A 17186-nucleotide genomic window follows, 5' to 3' on the forward strand; every position below is an offset into this window, starting at 1 on the left:
GGACGGACGGGGCTGGTCGAGGCGCGCGGGCTGAAGGGCTGTGGCAACCCCTCCTGGTGATCGCGGTGCTGGCCGTCGCCTCGGTCTGCGCACTCTGTCTCGGCACCCCTCGCGTCCCACCGCACCGGCTCGTCGGTGTGCTGATGGACGGAGACACCACGCTGGCCGGGACCGTCGTCAACGAACTCCGTGTCCCACGGCTGGTACTGGCGCTGACAGCCGGAGCCTGCCTGGGGGCGGCGGGGCTCGTACTCCAGGAGGCGCTCCGCAACCCCCTGGCCGTGCCGGAAATGCTGGGCGTCTCGTCCGGAGCGGCACTGGGCGTGGCCGCGCCGCTGGTGCTCGCCCTGTCACTGCCCGTCGCGGTCCAGCCCTTCCTCGCCCTCGGCGGAGCCGTGCTCGGTGGCGGGCTGACCCTGCTGGCCGCCGGACTGGGGCGCAGCCCGTCCGCGGTGCTGTTGACCGGCGCCGCGGTGGCTGCCGCGTTGCAGGCAGCACTGCTCGTCCTGATGGTCATGGCGGACCAGTTGGACCTTCAGCTCATCTACCGGTACCTGCTGGGTTCCCTCTCCGCCCGGACCTGGGAGGACGTCACGGGGCTGTGGCCGTGGCTCCTCGTCTCGGCTCCCGCCCTCGTCCTCTGCGCGCCTGTGCTCTCGGTCATGCGACTGGGGGACGAGGACGCCGAGGCGCTGGGTGTGCGTGCCCAGCGGGCACGGCTGGCCGCGCTGGCCATCGCCGTCGTGCTGATCGCTCCCGTCACGGCCGTATGCGGACCCGTCGCGTGGGTGGGGTTCCTCGCCCCGCATCTGGCGAGGTGGTTCAACCCGTCCGGGGGCGCGGTGCGTTGGCTTCCGTGGTCCGCCGCGTGGGGTGCTGTGGTCGTGACCGTCGCAGACGTCCCTGCCCGGCTGGCACTGGCGCCCGTGGAGACGCCGGCCGGCGCCTGGACGGCCCTGCTGGGAGTGCCGGCCGGGATCGCGCTGATGCGTTCCCGGCGCCGCGCCCGTACGACGACCGGAACGGAGGGCACGCGATGAGGTGGCGTTTCCTGGGGCTGTCGGCAGTGGCCGTCGTGTGCGCCGGACTTGAACTGGTGGCCGGACGCGGCATGACCCCCGGTGCGGTCTGGGATGTGCTGGGCGGTGGCGGCGACGCGACGGAACGTCACATCTTCCTCCAGCTGCGGCTTCCCAGAATGCTCGTGGCACTCGGTGCGGGTGCGTCCCTCGCCGTGGCAGGGCTGATCCTGCAGTCCGCGCTCCGCAACCCTTTGGCCGGCCCGGAAGTGACAGGTGTGACACCGGGCGCGGTCCTCGGTGCCGTCACCGCCACGGCGCTCGGACTCGCAGGGTGGGACTCGCCCCTGGCCGTCGTGCTCGCCGCGTGCGCGGGCGGATGTGCCGGAGGGCTGCTGCTGTGGCTCCTCGTGGGCCGGGGAGGCGGCGACCCCGCCCGGACCGCCGTGCACGGGGTGCTGGTCTCCGCGGTGCTCGGCGGACTCACCGCCATGGTGCTGCTCGTGGAGCCCGGTGAACTCGGGAGCGTCGTGCAGTGGCTGGTGGGAACCACGGAGGGCAGGGTGTGGGAGCACTGGCACCTGCTGTGGCCGTGGGCACTGGTCTGGGGGGTCGCGGCATGGCTGCTGACCGGACCGCTGACCCTGTTGCGCTGCGGTGACGACATCGCTCTGTCGGCAGGTCTCTCGGTCCGGCGGGCGAGGAGTCTCGCACTGCTGTGCGCCGTGGCCCTGACGGCGGGTGCCGTGGCCGCGGTCGGAGCGCTGGGCTTCGTGGGGCTGCTCGTGCCGCACCTGGCTGTCGCCGTCTTCGGAGCGGACCTGCGGGCGGGGCTGCCCGGTGCCGCCTTGCTAGGTGCGGTCGTGGTGTGCGGAGCGGACGCCGCGGCGCAGTTGTCCTCGCGGCTGCTCGCGGCGACGCTGGACTCCGATCGGCTCACGCTTCCCGTCGGGGCGCTCACGGCGTGCTTCGGCGCCGCACTGCTGATGGTCGTCGTGCGCCGTACGCCGAGCCGAACCTTCTGACACCGACGGAGGACCGAGCATGACCAAGTCCATGGGCATCCAGATCGAGGACGTCCACTTCGGCTACCCCGCACGACCCGTGCTGCAGGGCGTCGACGTGACCGTGAGGCCGGGCGAACTGACGGCCCTCATCGGCCTCAACGGCTGCGGCAAATCGACCCTCCTGCGCCTGGCCGCCGGGTTGCTGCGGCCCGACCAGGGGCGCGTCCTGCTCGGCGGGGACGACCTGGCCGGACTCTCCCGGCGGGCCACGGCGGCCAGGGTGGCGCTGCTGCACCAGTCCGCGCCCGCCGTACCGGGTATGACGGTCCGTCACCTGGTGCGGCAGGGGCGGTACGCGGCACGTGGCCCGCTGGGCATGCTGCGCGAGGGCGACGACCCCGTCGTGCGTCGAGCGCTGCGTGACGTCGGTGTGGAGCAGTGGGCCGACCGTGACGTCGACGCGCTGTCCGGGGGTGAGCGGCAGCGGGTACGACTCGCCATGGCGCTCGCCCAGGACACCCGTGTCCTGCTGCTCGACGAGCCGACCACCTATCTGGACCTGCACCATCAGCTGGACGTGATGCAGACGGTGGTCCGGCTGCGGGAGGAGCGCGAGCTCACCGTGGTCATGGTGCTGCACGACCTGGCCCATGCCGCGAGGTTCGCCGAACGCATAGTCGCCCTGCGCGACGGCCGTGTGGCGGCCGACGGGACCCCGAAGGAAGTCGTCACACCGGGATTCCTGGCGGACGTGCTGAACGTGGCCGGCCGGGTCGGCCGGGACCCCGAGGGTGGCTGGCCGGTGTGTTATCCAGATCACCCCCTCCCCGCTCTAGAATATGAAAATCACTTCCATTAGTGTCTCCGTTGCGACGTTCACCCGAACGGCGTATCTCCCTTACGAGCAAGGAGAGTTCATGGAAAACGAGCAGATCTTCGCGCCGATCGCCGACCCGGGCCAGCTGGCCCACGACTCGGCTTCCCACTCCAACGCGCTCGTCGAGAACCCCTTCGAGGACACCGAGGAGTAGTCGAGGCCGACCATCCTCGACAGTGGGCCCGCCCGTTGCCTTCAGGGCGGGCCCACGCCCCTTCCCACGCCCCGTCGCCAGGAGGAACATCGTGTCCCGCCACCAGCTCGCACCCGGTGTCGAGGTCGTCGCCGTGCCCGGGCGGAACCTCGCCGTGCGCACCGCTGATGGGGAGTTCCTCAGCGTCCGGACACGTGACGCGGACCAGGAAGCCCTGCTCTCCATGCTCTCCGGCACCGGCGGGGCGTCGGATGGCGACGAACTCGGACCCGTCGTCCGCGCCTTCGCGGATGCCGGGTACCTCGTGGCCGAGCCCGAACGCCCGGAGTGGCCCGCCGCACGTCGTCCTGTGCGGCTGCTGGGCGATGCGGCGCTGACCGAACCGCTGGCCGGACACCTCGCCGCCCTGGGGGCCGAGCCGCGGACAACCGCCTCGGCCCTGGGCGACGTGACGCCTACGACCGTCGAGGACCTGCTCGAAGGAAACCCCGCAGCCGTGGTGTGGTGTCTCGACGGTCCCGTACCCGACGGGCTGTGGGACGCCGCCGACCGGCTGCCCGAGCACGATGTGGCCTGGCTGCGCTGCCACCACGAGGGCTGGCAGGCGTACGTCGAGCCCCTCGCCGTCGCTCCCGGAGACGTCACGGCTGCCCACATCCGTGCCCGCCGCCTTGCCGCCACCCCTGCCCACCGCGAGCTGTCCGCCTACTGGAGCGGCCCCCGCACCACCGGCGTGCCGGTCCGGCTGACCGTACCCGCCGCCGCGCTGCTCGCGGCCCTGCTCGCCGACGACCTCGGCCGTTGGGCCACCGGCGCCCCTGACACAGCCGGCCTCCCGGCCCGGCGTCGACTCCGGCAGGTGGACCTGCGCACACTGACCGTCACCGAACACCCCGTCCTGCCGGTGCCCGCCGTCGCCCGCATGCCGAAGAAGGACGGATGAGGGTCCTCCGCCCGACTGTCGAAGGCCTCGCCACCGACGTGTGCCTTCCCGACGGCGCCGGTCCTTTCCCCACCGTCCTCATCCGCACTCCGTACGACCGTTCCCGGCACCTGGCCGAGGCGCGGGGCTGGGCCCGCAGAGGATTCGGCGCCGTCGTCCAGGACGTGCGGGGCCGGTTCGCCTCACCGGGGGAGTGGCACCCGTACGAGAACGAGGCCGCCGACGGGGCGGCGGCGGCCCGGTGGATCCGCCGACAGCCGTGGAGCGACGGGCGGTACGTCGCCGTCGGCGCCTCGTACGCCGCCTACTGCGCCCTGTCCCTCGCCCTCGAAGGCCCCTGGGAAGACCGCCCCGGTGCTGTCATCGCCGCCGTTCCCGCACTCGGCGCCACCGAGACGGCGCGCGAACCCTCCGGTGTGGAACGGCTGCTGGCCCGCGCCGGGTGGTGGGCCGCCCACGGAGACCGGCGGGACTCCGACGAGCACGCGTTGACGGAGGCACTGGCAGCGGACCCCGGTCTGCTCGGCCACCTCCCGCTCACCGGACTCCCCGCGCGGCTGGGCCGGGCCCTGCCTTCCTGGGCGGGGCTGTGGAGACGTGACGATCGCGGGCATCTCACCTCACGGGCCGCCCGTGCCGACACGCCTCTGCTCGCGGTCGGAGGCCATCACGACCACTTCGCGGAGGACACCTTCGCGCTGTGGCGCGCCTGGGGCGGCCCCTCGGCCCGCCTGCTGCTGGGCCCGTGGGGGCACGGTCTCGTCACCGCGCCCGGACCTGACGCGGGCCCCGCGCACCGGGTGGCCCTCGGTGAGCTGTACGTGCGTTGGGCCGGCCGCGCCCTGAGCGGCGGCCTCGCTCCCGGGCACCACGGCGCGCTGGCGCTGGGCGGCGGAGACCTCTGGCTGCCCGCCGGCAGCGACGGCGAGCCGTCCACGCGGCGGTTGCGGCCGCTGCACGGCTCCGTCTTCACCGCCGACCCCGAACGACCCGTCCGCTCCGACGATCTCACCGTGCCCACCGGGGAACTCCCCGACCGTTGTGTGCTGGTCGCACCGCCCCTGCCGCGCCCGCTCGACGCCGTCGGACCCGTGCGTCTGCGCATGCGGGCCACTGCCGACACCCCCTCCGCCGACTGGGCCGCCCGCCTCGTCGCCCTCGCACCGGAAGGCACCGCTGAACCCCTCGCCGTCGGCATTCTGCGACATGCGGAGAAGCGGGGCCACAGCAGCGAGTTCACCATCGAGCTCGGTCGTCTCGCGCGGCGTCTCCCGGCCGGTACGCGGCTTCGCCTCGAGATCGCGGGACACCACTTCCCCGCCCATGCGCGTAACCCCCACACCGGGGGCGACCCGATCACGGCCGTCAGGCTGTGCGCCTCCCGGCGCGAGGTCGACCCGGAGAGCGTGACGCTGAGCCTGCACACCCTCTCGTCCCGTCCCACTTCCACCGATCCCATCGAGGAGATCCTGCGATGACGGCGCTGCCGCTGGAAGCACTCGTCGACCCCGTCTGCGGCATCGTCCGCAAGGTCAAGCCCGTTGAGCACCCGGTGGGAGCCCCGCCCCGCTACACGGCTCTCACGGCCGAGATATCCGACGCCCGGAAACTGGGACTGTGGCCCGCCGACCGCGTCTCCCTCGGGACCACCTTCGGAGACCCCGAGCAGGCCAGAATCGCCGCGATCGCCGAAGGGATCGAGCGGTACTGCGGCAACCGGGTACCGCCGCCCGGCCACCCCGACGCCCCCGTGCGCGCCACCGCCGCCGAACTCGTCCGGCAGGGCCTGCGGCTCTACGGCCCCGATGAACTGCCCGCGTACGCGCCGTGGCAGTACACGAGGGCGAAGTTCCCCTACCGCCGCCTCGACGAGGACACGCCGTCGCTCTGGACCCGCGGCACCGAGCGGCTGCCGGACGGACGGACGACGGAGGTCTGGGCGCCGGTCGCCCTCACCCACCTCAACTGGCGCCAGGGCGACCTCCGGGACCTGCCGCGTACCCACCACCTCAACTACGCGGGCATAGCCACCGGGCAGGGATTCGACGACGCCGTCGAGCGCGGACTGCTGGAGGTCGTCGAACGCGACGCCCTGGAACTGTGGTGGCACCTCGACGGGCCGGCCCACGGCATCGACCCGGCCGGCGTGCCCGGCCTCATGGACGATCTGGCCGGATCCGCACTGGACGTCCATCTCGTCGAGATGCCTTCGGAGTTCGCGCCGTGCGTCGCGGCACTCGTCCACGACCCCGCTCTCGGCCTGTACGCGGCGGGGTTCGCCTGCAAGTACGACCCCGCCGAGGCGGCGCGCAAAGCGGTACTGGAAGCGGTGCACACCTGGGTCTTCACCCAGGGTCTGACCGACCCCGACGGCTGGGTGTTCCAGGCCGTCGAGGCGGGCCTGCTCGCCCGTGGGCTCTACCTGGAGCACCGTGCCGACGGCCGCTACCTCGACGCGTGCGGCGACCAGTTCGCCCACGTGCGGGACCTGGGGGCACACGTACAGGTCTGGCTGGACGAACGGATGACGACCGAGGTCCGGCGGTTCACCGAACCCGCCCACCGAGCCGTGTCCATCGACGCGATCGAGCCCGGTAGCCGCGAGCGGCTGGAGAGGGCACTGCACGCGGGCGGCCACCGCGTCATGACCTTCGACCTGACCACCGAGGACGTCGCCGAGACCTCGCTGAGGGTGGCCCGGGTCCTCGTGTCCGGGCTCCTCCCCAACGCCCCGGCGGCCTTCGGCTACTTCGGCTCCCCGAGGCTCGCCGAAGCAGCCGTGCGACGGGGCTGGCGGACCAACGCGCCGACCGCACCGGAGGACTTCACGCTGGCGCCTCCGCCCCACATGTGAGGAACCCCGTGCAACACCGCGATCGCAACCGTCCGGAGGGCCTCGCAGCCGCCCTCGCACTCGCCCGCTCCCCGCAGCGACCCCGCCCCGACACACTCGCGGGTCCTGTCGTCCAGGCCTGGCCGGGACGGCCGTGCGCGATTCCGGAGGCAGGGCCCGCCGAACAAGACCTGCGGGCCCTGCTCCACCTCTCCCTGCACGCCTCCGACGCCTCCGGAAGGCTGCGGCCCGCGCCCTCCGCCGGCGCACTGCACCCAGTGGACACCGAACTCGTCCTGGGCACCGGATGTCCCCTCCCACCCGGGCGCTACGGCTACGACCCGCTGCGCCACCAGGTGCACCGCCTCGGCCCGGTGCCCGCCGACACGCCCCAGGGCATCACCGCCGAACTCTCCGTCACCGCACGTCGCACGGCCTCCCACTACGGCCATCGCGCCCGGCCGCTGCTGCTCCTCGACACCGGGCACGCCGCCGCCGCACTGTTCCTCGCGGCCCGTGCCCTGGGCACGGGCACGCCCGAGCTCCACCTGCAGGGACACGCCGAGACACCCCTGGCCCTCGTGCGTGTCCCCCCGCACCTCCCTGACCACGGGCCCGACGGCTCACCGCTTTCCCGGCCGTCGGCGAGGACACCCACCCCCGAGGAGCTGCTGGCCCGTCGCAGCGCACCACCACCGCTGCCGGGCACACCCGACCCGGAAACGCTGCGGGCGGTCCTCACCACCGCCACCCGCGCCGGCGGCAGCGACCTCCGCTGGTGCGTGGCCGTCGGCCCGCCCCGGCCCGGCCTGTTGGAGCTGGGCACCGACGGCACGACACTGCGACGCCTCGCCGCAGGGGAGACCCTGCCGACGCTCGCGGCCTGGGCCGCCGGTCAGGCGTGGATCGCCGACGCGGGTGCCGTGCTGCTCGCCCGCGGTTGTCCCGAGGACGCCGACGAGCCGCACATCCGCCGCACCCACCTACGGGCCGGCTTCGCCGTCCAGTTGGCCCACGTCACCGCCCGGTACCACGGCGCGGCCGCCAGGCCCGTCGGCTCCTGGCAGCAGGCGGACCTCGGAGCCGCGCTCGGCGCCGCACCCGGCCAGGACTGGATCGTCCACGGACTGGCCCTCGGCACCCTCCACGCAGACGAGGAGAACACCTCATGACCGTCCATCCCGAACTGCGCCGTGCCGCCCGCCACGTACGGCGGCCGCTGCTCACCGCCGCTCTCCTTCAAGGTGCCGTCACCCTCACCCACCTGGCACAGGCCGTGCTGCTGGCCGTCGCTCTGGCCGGCCTGGCCGACGGCCGTACGGACCGGCTGCCGTGGCTGCTCACCGCCGTGCTGGTCGTGGTGGCAGCCCGAGCCGGGCTCGGCACGTGGCAGCGGCGCACCGCCACCCGCGCCGGAGCGGAGGCGAGGGTGGCGGTGCGGGACGAACTCCTCGCCCACCTGGGCCGGCTGGGTTCCGCGCACATGACCACCGCGCGCGCCGGCGCCGTCCGCACCACCCTCGTCGACGGCGTGGAGGGCGTCGACGCCTATGTCTCCCGCTACCTGCCCCAGCTCCTGATCACCCTGACCGTGCCGCCCCTGATCCTCGCCGTACTGGCCGTGGTGGAACCGATGGCGTTGCTCGGTCTCGTACCGGCCCTGCTGCTCGCACTGTTCGGCCCGCGCGCCTGGGACCGGCTCCTGGCCACTCGCGGTAAGGAGCACTGGGACACGTACGAAGGACTGGGCGCCGACTACCTGGAAGCACTGCAGGGCATGCCGGCCCTCCGTGCCGCAGGCGCGGTCGGCCGCACCCGTGAACGCCTGGAGAAGCGCTCGGCGGCGCTGCACAGGGCGACCGTCGCGAAACTGCGCGTCTCCCTCGTCGACACCGGCATCACCGATCTCGCCATTCAGGGCGGAACCGCCGCCGCGGCACTCCTCGCGTGCTGGTCGGCCGTCAGCGGATCCACCACGGCAACCGGCACCTACCTGGTGCTGCTGCTGGCCTCCGAGTGCTTCCGGCCGGTCCGCGACCTCGCTCGCGAATGGCACGCCGGATATCTGGGCGCCTCGGCCGCCGACGGGATCGCGGCCCTGCGCACCGCCGAACCAGCGGTCCGGGACACCGGAACGGCCTCCGCGCACTGGCCCGCACCCCCGGAAGTGCGCTTCGAGGACGTCCGCTTCACCTACGACGGCGCGCCGGAACCCTCCCTCCACGGCGTCTCGTTCACCGCACCGGCGGGACGCACCACCGCGATCGTCGGCCCGTCCGGAGCGGGCAAGTCCACCCTCCTCGCCCTGCTCCTGCGTCACCACGACCCCGGCGAAGGGCGGATCACCCTCGACGGACGCAGCACCACCCAGTACTCCCTCCAAGCACTCCGGCAGGGCATCGCAGTGGTGTCGCAGGAGACGTACCTCTTCCATGCCACCATCGCCGACAACCTTCGCCTGGCCCGGCCGGAGGCCACCGACGACGAGGTGACGGCGGTGGCGCGTGCCGCGGGCATCCACGACGAGATCACGGCCCTTCCCGGCGGCTACGCCACCGTGCTCGGCGAACGCGGCGCGACCCTCTCCGGCGGACAGCGACAGCGGCTCGCGCTCGCCCGTGCCCTGCTGACGGACGCCCAAGTGCTCGTCCTCGACGAGGCGACCAGCTCGGTCGACGAACGCCGCGAAGCGGAGATCGTCCGCGAACTGACGAACGCCGCCACCGATCGGACCGTCCTCGTGATCGCCCACCGGCTGGCCGCCGTGCAACACGCCGACCACATCGTCGTCCTCGACGCGGGACGCGTCGAAGCCGTCGGCGAACACACCGGGCTCGCCGAGGCCGGCGGCGTGTACGCGCGACTCGTCGAGGCCGGTCACACCCACTCCAAGGAACTCGCCGCATGAGCAACGCCACGGGCACCCCGATCACCGGCACGCGCCTGCCCGAGCGCGGTTCGCTCCGCGCACTGCTTCCCGCCCTCGCCCGGCACCGGGCCATGACGGTCCGCACGTGCGCCGCCGCTCTCCTCGAACAGGGCTCCCTCGTCACGCTGCTGACGCTGGCGGCCCACACGGTGGGGACAGCCGTGATCGAGCACAGCCCTCCGTCCTCCGGCACCATCGGGGTCATCGTGGCCCTGGTCCTCGTACGGACCCTGATGACCTGGCGCGAGATGGACCTCTCGCACGACCTCGCCTACCGGGTTCTCGCCGCCCTGCGCGTACGCGTCTTCGACGGGCTCGCCCGCAGCGCGCCCGCCCGGGTCGCGGGCCGGCGCAGCGGGGATCTCGCCGCCACCGCCATGGCCGATGTGGAGGCGCTGGAGTTCTTCTACGCCCACACGACTGCCCAGCTCATCGCCTCCGGCACGGTCTTCACCGCCGGTACGGCGGTCCTCGCCACCACTGAGCCATGGCTGACGGCCGCCGTGCTGCCGCTCGCGGTGCTGCTCGCCGCAGCTCCCTTCGCCGAGGCACGCGGGCGCGCGCGACGTGGTGCGCGCACGCGGCAGGCCGGCGCCGAGCTGTCGGCCGATGCCGTCGAGACCGTCGACGGACTGCGTGAACTGCTCGCCTTCGGCGCCCTCGACGGCCGACGACGCCGGCTGGCGGAACGCGGACGGCGGGTGGGCGACGCCCAACGCGACGAAGCCACCTGGGAAGCCCTGGCCGCGGCGGTCCGTGACCTTCTCATCGTGGTGGCCGTCCTCGGCGTGGTGGCCGTGGTGGCGCAGTCCGTCACCTCGGGGCGGCTGCACGGAGCGTGGGCGCCGGCGGCGACCACCCTCGCCCTCGCCGTCCTGGGCCCCGTCGCGGAGTCGGCGCGTTCCCTGAGCCAGGCGGTCTCCCTGCGCTCCGCCGCCTCGCGGGTGGGCGCCGCGGTCAACGCTCCCGCTCTCGCCCCGCCGCCGGTCTCGCCCCGTTCCCTTCCCCCCGGCCCCCTGTCCGTCCGGCTGCACGGGGTGCGGTTCGACTACGGCGGCGGCCCCGTGCTGGACGGCCTCGAGCTGACCGTTCCAGCCGGGCGGACACTCGCCCTGGTCGGCGCCTCGGGCGCCGGGAAGTCGACGTGTGCCCATATCCTGGCGCGCTTCTGGGACCCCGCCGCCGGAGCGGTACAGCTGATACCGGCAGACGGGGCGCCCGTCGACGTACGTGAGGTGGACGACACCGAACTCCGGCGGTCCGTGGCGCTGGTGGGACAGGAGACGCCTCTCTTCCACGGCACCCTCGCCGACAACCTCCGCCTCACCGCTCCGGACGCCGACGACGACCTCCTCGCCGAAACGGCCCGTCTGTGCGGAGTCGACCGGATCGGTCCCATGGACACCCTGGTCGGAGAGCGCGGCGCCACCCTCTCCGGAGGCCAGCGGGCCCGGATCGCCCTCGCCCGCGCGCTGCTGACACAACCCAGAGTCCTGATACTGGACGAGTCCACCGCCCACCTGGACAACGCGAGTGACGCGCAGCTCGCCACGGCACTGCACCGGGAGGGGCGTACGACCCTGGTCATCGCACACCGTCGCGCAACCATCCGCCGGTGCGACCGCATAGCTGTCCTGGAAGCCGGACGCGTCACCGAGGAAGGCACGTGGGAGGAACTGACCGGGCGCCCCGACAGCGCGCTCAACCGCAGCCTCGCCCACATCCCGGCCTGACCACCGGGCGGCGCGCGGTGGAGCTTCCGTGAACCACGTGAGAAGTCTCAGTGGGGGAAGCGGCGGGGTGGGCGGGTGACCACGGAGTCACGGAACTCCGCTATGCGCGAGTGGACTTGGCGCATCAAGTGGGTGTCCTCGATCCGATCGAGGTAGAGACAGCGGGCTGCCAGCCCCGGAAGGTCGAAGGCGAAGCACAGGGACATCAGGGGGTTCACGAAAAGCTCGCTGCCCCGGGTGCGATCAGTGAACCGGACATCTCCGAACGAGCCACGCACCGCTGCCGCGATCGAACCGTTCACGATGCTGGGGTGCTGTGGAGTGTGGTCCTGGGCATGCGTCACCGCGTCGAGATAGAGAGAGCCCTCGCGGGTGGCGCGCGGTATCGAGAACGCGCCGAGGTACGCACCGTCGCGCTCCAGTGCGGCGATATTCTCCAACACCTGTGTGTGGTTGACGCCGTGGTACGCGTCCACACCGAAACCGACCGATACGACGAGACGGGTGGGTACACCGTCCAGCCCGGCCAGCGCCGCCACGCTGGTCAGGTCCTCCTCCGGAGTGCCGAGGCCGGCTTCGTCACCGCGCATGAGGATGTCCGTACCGCCGTCGACCAGCACCACGGCGTCTATCCGATGCCGCTCGATCAGCGCTCGATAGGCGGTGCGCAGCGGGCGTACCCCGGTCTGGGGGAAGGCGTACACGGTGGACGGGTATCCGTGGCGGTGCAGCCACTGGGCAAGGGTCCGCTCCGGGAAGTAACTCTGATGCGGAGCGGATTCGGGAGTGACGGCGGCCAGGTCGGAGGCGACCCAGTCGTCGAGCGGCAGACCGCCGAGCGCGCTGAAGGAGAGGTTCGCGAGAAACACCTGCTTGCCCTGGTGCAGGAGCGAAAGAGCCACCGGCAGCCCGGAGTAGATGTCGAAGCCGCCGCCGGCACCGGCTACGAGGATGCGCTCGGCATCGGCGAGTCTGGTGAAGAGCGGGTTGGAGTGGAGGGACGTCATGCCGGTCATTGTCCGGGATCCGGCACTCCGTCGGTCCGATTTCTCACCACGCCGACGGAGCCGAGGAGAGGGGGAGCCGAGCGGAGGCGTACACCCGGAACCTCACGGGGGTGCATCCAGGTCCGATCGGCCCCTGGGCTGAGTACGATCACCTGCGGTGTGAACACGCGCGAGCGGTCGCCCGCCGCTCGCGGCGTGTCGGCAAGGGGGGGCATATGTGCCAACTGCTGTTGCTCGCACCGCTGTTGCTGTTCACCGCTGCGTGCGGTGCAGTGCAGTCCTCCGAGGACGAGGCGATGGATGCCGCACGTGAGGCGGCCACGAGGGCGGGCGAGCCCGAGGTGCGCCGTGCGCTCGCGGCCCTGGACCTGCATCCGGCGATCCGCACCGAGGTGCGGACCAGTGGTGGCCGGGTCGGTGTCCTGCTGTCGCTGAAGGGCAACGGCTTCGACGCGCAGGACTGCCTGCTTGCCCGCGTGGGCCCCGGCGCCACCGAGGCGTGGGTGCCGTCCCGGATCCAGCGGATGCCCGGAGAGGGGGGCTGCACCATCGACAACGCCCTGGACCCCCTGCCGCCACCGCACTGATCGGAGGTCTCAGTGCGACGCCAGCCACTCCGCGTAACGCGTGGGGGCCGGCGAGGCGTCGCCCGTGCCCGTGAGGACGTCACCGCGGACGGCGGCAAACATGCCGGCGGTGTCGTCCGTGATGACGGTACGGCTGTCCGACCGGGCCGCGAGAGTGATCCTTCCGAGTTCGTCGAGAGGGAAGACCTCGGGTCCCACGACGTCGTGGATTCCCTGCACGGGGGTGCCGACGGCAACAGCGGCGACCGCGTCGGCGACGTCCTCGGCGGCGGTCGGCCGGATCGGAGTGGTGGGCAGCCGGACGGTGTCGCCGTCCGACGTCCAGCTCAGGATCGCGTCGACGAACTCCATGAACTGTGTGGCGCGGACGATGGAGTACGGGACCGTCCCCGCCGCGAGAATCTCTTCCTGGAGGGTCTTGGCGCGGTAGTAGTCCAGCTCGGGCACCTGGTCCACGCCGACGATGGAGAGGACGACGAAGTGGCGTACCGCGGCCTTCCGGGCCGTGTCCAGGAGGTTGTTCATCGACTGCTGGAAGAAGGCCGGTGCCTCCTCGTCGAAGGTCGGGGAGTTCGTCAGGTTCACGATCACGTCGGAGTCGGCGACCGCCTTGTCCAGTCCCTCGCCGGTGACGACGTCCACGCCTGTCGACTTCGAGTGCGGCACTGCTCGATGTCCCTCGGCGTTCAGCTTCCTGACGACCTTCGATCCGATCAGCCCCGTACCACCGAGCACCGCGCATTCCATGGCAGATCCTTCCTCCGGGAGACCCGCATCGGTCCCGTCGCGGGTCACCGGTCCACTGAAGCACGCACCCTGCCGACCCGCACCCTCCGTCTCCGCGGCGCGGGCGACGGCGGCAGGGCGATGCTGCTCCGGTCGCCTCACGATCCGCCGGTCGACCTTCGGGCGGTCACCCGTCCGCCGCAGTACCCGGCCTCCCCGGAGGGCGGCGGATCCCTGTCGGTTCCGGACCTCCTCATCGACGCGAGTGGCCCTCCAGTCATGTGGGGAGGGGGACCGGGGAAGCGGATCGGCGTGAGTGCGCTGCCGATCAAGGGGTACTCGGCAGCGCAAGGCGAAACCGATCGAAAGAAGGGTTGTTTCCTCATGTCCTCCTCCCTCGTGGAAACCGTCGACATCAAGGCACCGGTCGGTGTCACCTGGGCTCTGTGGAGCGATGTGACGCAGTGGCCGAAGTTTCTGAGCCATGTGCGCCGGGTCGATGCCATGGACGAGCGCCGGTTCTCCTGGCAGTTGTCCCTCCCGGGCGCGGACAAGAGCTTCGTGGCAGAGCTCACCGAAGTCGTCCCGCAGGACCGGATCGCCTGGAAGACGATCGAGGGCGTACATCACGCGGGGGTGGTCACCTTCCACCGGCTGGACGACACCTCCAGCAGGGTCGCCCTGCAGATCGAGTACGACCCCACCGGGTTCGTGGAGCACCTCGGCGCCCTGACCAACCTCGACTCCGCCCTGGCCGACTACGACCTGGGGGAGTTCCGGAAGCTGGCCGAGTCCACCGCGTCGGGTGACGGCCCTCGGGGGCTGTGACCAGGACGCCCGGCGGAGTCAGGCTGACCGGCGGCGGCCGATGCGTCGGCCGCCGCGTCCTGCCTGTGCGGTGCCTCGTCCGCCGAGCGGTGTGCCGCCGGCTCGCGCGCCATGCGCAACGGTGACTGGGTCCATTCGGCGAACCACCAGACCCCGGCCACCAGGCACGACCAGAGGAGCCCGCCCAGCGCCGCGCGTGGCCACGGGGTCTGCTCACCCCACCGCTCCACGGCGGTCAGTACCACCCAGCCGCTGAGCAGCACAGTCATCACTCGTACACGCCTATGCCTGAACAACATCCAGGCCCCGTACCCGGTCCGTGCAAAATTACGCAGCGTGATTCCACGACGGTGACCGAGGGCCTTCACGGTGCCTGCGGCGGGTGGTCACCGGTTCCCTCGGGGCCGAGGACGCATCCGACCCCCTCGCCACCGGCCGGCGGCCGAGCGGACCTCTGCTTCTCCGAGTACGTGCCCCGGGTTACGACAGCGTGGCCCCTGTCATCGCACTCGCTACCCGGCGGAGAGGCTGGACCGCATCCGGTCGCCGAACCCCGGCTGCCCGCAGACGTCCGAAGTGGCCGCACATCACCTCCGGTACGCCGGGCGGGGCGGTCTCTGTCCGTGGAAGGGGGGTTGTAGCCGAGGGAGGGGGCAGGTGGGATGACCGCATGCAGAAAGCGCTTTCGCCCCTCCCCGTCGAACCCCTGACACCTTTTGACCATCTCGATCACCGCTACCGCGGCGAGAACCCGGTCCGCACCCTGGGCCATCTCTTCCGTCCCGACCGCGGCCGGCTGGCCCTCGCGGTAGCCATCTTCGTCGTGAAACACAGCCCCATCTGGCTGCTGCCCCTGATCACCGCCACCGTCCTCGACGTCGTCGTCCAGCACGGTCCCGAGTCGGGCATCTGGAAGGCGAGCGGTGTCCTGCTGTTCATCCTCGTGATCAACTACCCGCTCCACCAGTGGTACGTACGCTGCCTCGCCGGCAGTATCCGGCGCATGGGCACGACGCTGCGATCAGCTCTCTGCCGCCGGATGCAGCAACTGTCCATCGGCTACCACTCACGCGTGAGTTCGAGTGTGCTGCAGGCCAAGGTGGTACGCGACGTCGAAGCCGTGGAACAGATGGTGCAGCAGAGTTCCGACATGGGTCTCGGCGCGGTGGTCACGTTGATCGGCGGGCTCGTCGTCATCGGAGTGCGCGTGCCCGAGTTCCTGCCCGTCTTCCTCGTCGTGGTGCCGGCCTCCGGATTCCTGGTGATGAAGCTGCGTGGGCGGCTGCGCAGTCACAACGAATCCTTCCGTCGCGAGGTCGAACAGCTCTCCTCCCGAGTCGGCGAGATGACCACGCTCATCCCCATCACCCGCGCCCATGGCCTGGAGCGGACCGCGCTCGGCCGGGTCGACGGATCGCTGCGCCAGGTATTCGCAGCCGGTATGCGCCTGGATGTGATCAACGGCCGCTTCGGGTCCCTGGCCTGGGTCATCCTCAACACGCTCGGCGTCCTGTGCCTGACGGGCTCGGCCCTGGTGGCGTACCACGGGTGGATGGCCGTCACCCCAGGTGACGTGGTGATGCTGAGTTCCTTCTTCACCGTGCTGACGGGTTCCGTGACCACTCTGCTGGGTCTGGCTCCCATCCTCACCAAGGGCCTGGAATCGGTGCGTTCGGCGGGCGAGGTGCTGCAGGCTCCGGATCTGGAGAACAACGCCGGCAAGGCGCGCGTGGACGACGTCGTCGGCCGCATCGACTTCCAGGACGTCGGATTCGCCTACGAGAACGGGGAGCCGGCGGTCGACGGATTCAGCCTGTCCGCGCGGCCGGGGGAGACCATCGCCCTCGTCGGGGCCTCGGGCGCGGGCAAGTCCACGGTGCTCAACCTGCTCATAGGATTCATCAGGCCCACCTCGGGCCGCATCCTGCTCGACGGAACCGACATGGCCGGGCTCGACCTCCGGACCTACCGGCGCTTCCTGTCGGTGGTGCCCCAGGAGTCGATCCTCTTCGAGGGCAGCATCCGCGACAACGTCACGTACGGCATGGGCGACACGGACGAGGAGACGCTGACGCACGCCCTCCGGGACGCCAACGCGCTGGAATTCGTGAACGGCCTGCCGAGTGGCCTGGACACGGTCATAGGGGAGCGCGGCGCGCAGTTGTCGGGTGGTCAGCGGCAACGTCTGGCCATCGCACGGGCGTTGATACGTGATCCGCGCGTGCTGGTGCTCGACGAGGCCACCTCCGCGCTCGACAACCGTTCCGAGTCCCTCGTGCAGGAGGCACTCACCCGGCTCGTGCACGGCCGGACCGTCTTCGTCGTCGCCCACCGCCTCTCCACGATCCAGGGCGCCGACCGCATCGTGGCCATGGAAGGCGGCAGGATCGCGGAAGTCGGCACCCATGAGGAGTTGGTGAGCGCGGGCGGCGTGTACGCGGGGCTCCAGCCCGCCCGTCAGGGCTGAGCAGAGGCAACCCGACGAGGCCGCCGAGGGCGCAGGGCGGGCGCGGTGGTGGCACGCCCTCGGCCGTGACCCGTGA

General features: G+C 71.8%; 15 protein-coding genes. 13 read left to right on the forward strand and 2 right to left on the reverse strand.

Features of this window, described 5'->3' with window-relative positions:
• Positions 1-68 precede the first annotated feature (68 nt).
• The 10 genes from ABT001_RS27500 to ABT001_RS27545 all read left to right on the forward strand — a co-directional run bounded on the left by ABT001_RS27500 (position 69) and on the right by ABT001_RS27545 (position 11495).
• Positions 69-1040 (forward strand): FecCD family ABC transporter permease, encoded by a 972-nt coding sequence (locus ABT001_RS27500; RefSeq protein WP_351282802.1) that lies wholly within the window; start codon positions 69-71, stop codon positions 1038-1040.
• A complete protein-coding gene (locus ABT001_RS27505; protein ID WP_351282701.1) occupies positions 1037-2044 on the forward strand; it encodes a FecCD family ABC transporter permease in 1008 nt (335 codons plus the stop codon). Before ABT001_RS27500 ends, ABT001_RS27505 begins: the two co-directional genes overlap by 4 nt.
• Positions 2045-2063: 19 nt before the next feature.
• The gene (locus ABT001_RS27510) at positions 2064-2885 is read left to right on the forward strand and encodes an ABC transporter ATP-binding protein (protein WP_351282704.1); all 822 of its coding nucleotides are present in this window, start codon (positions 2064-2066) and stop codon (positions 2883-2885) included.
• 58 nt (positions 2886-2943) lie between these two features.
• Positions 2944-3057 carry a streptamidine family RiPP gene (amiA, locus tag ABT001_RS27515; protein WP_263654240.1) on the forward strand — a complete coding sequence of 38 codons (114 nt, stop codon included), beginning with the start codon at positions 2944-2946 and terminating at the stop codon, positions 3055-3057.
• A gap of 91 nt (positions 3058-3148) precedes the next feature.
• On the forward strand, positions 3149-4000 hold the full coding sequence (locus ABT001_RS27520; protein ID WP_351282707.1) for a hypothetical protein: 852 nt from the start codon (positions 3149-3151) through the stop codon (positions 3998-4000).
• Entirely contained in the window at positions 3997-5478 is a 1482-nt protein-coding gene (locus ABT001_RS27525; protein ID WP_351282710.1) for a CocE/NonD family hydrolase, read from the forward strand. Before ABT001_RS27520 ends, ABT001_RS27525 begins: the two co-directional genes overlap by 4 nt.
• Positions 5475-6854, forward strand: coding sequence for a YcaO-like family protein (locus ABT001_RS27530; protein ID WP_351282713.1), 1380 nt, complete (start codon positions 5475-5477; stop codon positions 6852-6854). Before ABT001_RS27525 ends, ABT001_RS27530 begins: the two co-directional genes overlap by 4 nt.
• Before the next feature lie 8 nt (positions 6855-6862).
• On the forward strand, positions 6863-8005 hold the full coding sequence (locus ABT001_RS27535; protein ID WP_351282716.1) for a nitroreductase family protein: 1143 nt from the start codon (positions 6863-6865) through the stop codon (positions 8003-8005).
• A complete protein-coding gene (locus ABT001_RS27540) occupies positions 8002-9741 on the forward strand; it encodes an ABC transporter ATP-binding protein/permease (RefSeq protein ID WP_351282718.1) in 1740 nt (579 codons plus the stop codon). Before ABT001_RS27535 ends, ABT001_RS27540 begins: the two co-directional genes overlap by 4 nt.
• Positions 9738-11495 (forward strand): ABC transporter ATP-binding protein, encoded by a 1758-nt coding sequence (locus ABT001_RS27545; RefSeq protein ID WP_351282721.1) that lies wholly within the window; start codon positions 9738-9740, stop codon positions 11493-11495. The genes ABT001_RS27540 and ABT001_RS27545 overlap by 4 nt, the downstream gene beginning before the upstream one ends.
• Before the next feature lie 47 nt (positions 11496-11542).
• Here the strand turns inward: ABT001_RS27545 and ABT001_RS27550 are convergent, their stop codons facing one another.
• On the reverse strand, positions 11543-12502 hold the full coding sequence (locus tag ABT001_RS27550) for a DUF1152 domain-containing protein (RefSeq protein ID WP_351282723.1): 960 nt from the start codon (positions 12500-12502) through the stop codon (positions 11543-11545).
• A 215-nt stretch (positions 12503-12717) separates the two neighbouring features.
• On the opposite strand from ABT001_RS27550, the gene ABT001_RS27555 reads away from it, so the two are divergent.
• Positions 12718-13089 carry a hypothetical protein gene (locus tag ABT001_RS27555; protein ID WP_351282725.1) on the forward strand — a complete coding sequence of 124 codons (372 nt, stop codon included), beginning with the start codon at positions 12718-12720 and terminating at the stop codon, positions 13087-13089.
• Positions 13090-13098: 9 nt separating this feature from the next.
• Here ABT001_RS27555 and ABT001_RS27560 read toward each other — a convergent pair whose 3' ends face one another.
• Positions 13099-13836 carry an SDR family oxidoreductase gene (locus ABT001_RS27560; protein WP_351282728.1) on the reverse strand — a complete coding sequence of 246 codons (738 nt, stop codon included), beginning with the start codon at positions 13834-13836 and terminating at the stop codon, positions 13099-13101.
• Positions 13837-14199: 363 nt separating this feature from the next.
• Between ABT001_RS27560 and ABT001_RS27565 the strand changes: the two genes are divergently transcribed.
• Both ABT001_RS27565 and ABT001_RS27570 read left to right on the forward strand, forming a co-directional pair.
• Entirely contained in the window at positions 14200-14643 is a 444-nt protein-coding gene (locus tag ABT001_RS27565) for an SRPBCC family protein (RefSeq protein WP_351282730.1), read from the forward strand.
• A gap of 670 nt (positions 14644-15313) precedes the next feature.
• Complete coding sequence (locus ABT001_RS27570; protein ID WP_351282733.1) at positions 15314-17110, forward strand: ABC transporter ATP-binding protein; 1797 nt, start codon at positions 15314-15316, stop codon at positions 17108-17110.
• Positions 17111-17186 lie beyond the last annotated feature (76 nt).

Origin of the sequence: Streptomyces sp. NPDC002793 (genome assembly GCF_040295485.1) — a bacterium.
Classification (GTDB): Bacteria; Actinomycetota; Actinomycetes; order Streptomycetales; family Streptomycetaceae; genus Streptomyces.

Coding starts and splice junctions, on each gene's coding strand:
- ABT001_RS27505 (WP_351282701.1), top strand. CDS start 1,037: ATGAGGTGGCGTTTCCTGGGGCTGTCGGCAGTGGCCGTCGTGTGCGCC.
- ABT001_RS27510 (WP_351282704.1), top strand. CDS start 2,064: ATGACCAAGTCCATGGGCATCCAGATCGAGGACGTCCACTTCGGCTAC.
- amiA (WP_263654240.1), top strand. CDS start 2,944: ATGGAAAACGAGCAGATCTTCGCGCCGATCGCCGACCCGGGCCAGCTG.
- ABT001_RS27525 (WP_351282710.1), top strand. CDS start 3,997: ATGAGGGTCCTCCGCCCGACTGTCGAAGGCCTCGCCACCGACGTGTGC.
- ABT001_RS27530 (WP_351282713.1), top strand. CDS start 5,475: ATGACGGCGCTGCCGCTGGAAGCACTCGTCGACCCCGTCTGCGGCATC.
- ABT001_RS27540 (WP_351282718.1), top strand. CDS start 8,002: ATGACCGTCCATCCCGAACTGCGCCGTGCCGCCCGCCACGTACGGCGG.
- ABT001_RS27545 (WP_351282721.1), top strand. CDS start 9,738: ATGAGCAACGCCACGGGCACCCCGATCACCGGCACGCGCCTGCCCGAG.
- ABT001_RS27550 (WP_351282723.1), bottom strand. CDS start 12,502: ATGACGTCCCTCCACTCCAACCCGCTCTTCACCAGACTCGCCGATGCC.
- ABT001_RS27555 (WP_351282725.1), top strand. CDS start 12,718: ATGTGCCAACTGCTGTTGCTCGCACCGCTGTTGCTGTTCACCGCTGCG.
- ABT001_RS27560 (WP_351282728.1), bottom strand. CDS start 13,836: ATGGAATGCGCGGTGCTCGGTGGTACGGGGCTGATCGGATCGAAGGTC.
- ABT001_RS27565 (WP_351282730.1), top strand. CDS start 14,200: ATGTCCTCCTCCCTCGTGGAAACCGTCGACATCAAGGCACCGGTCGGT.
- ABT001_RS27570 (WP_351282733.1), top strand. CDS start 15,314: ATGCAGAAAGCGCTTTCGCCCCTCCCCGTCGAACCCCTGACACCTTTT.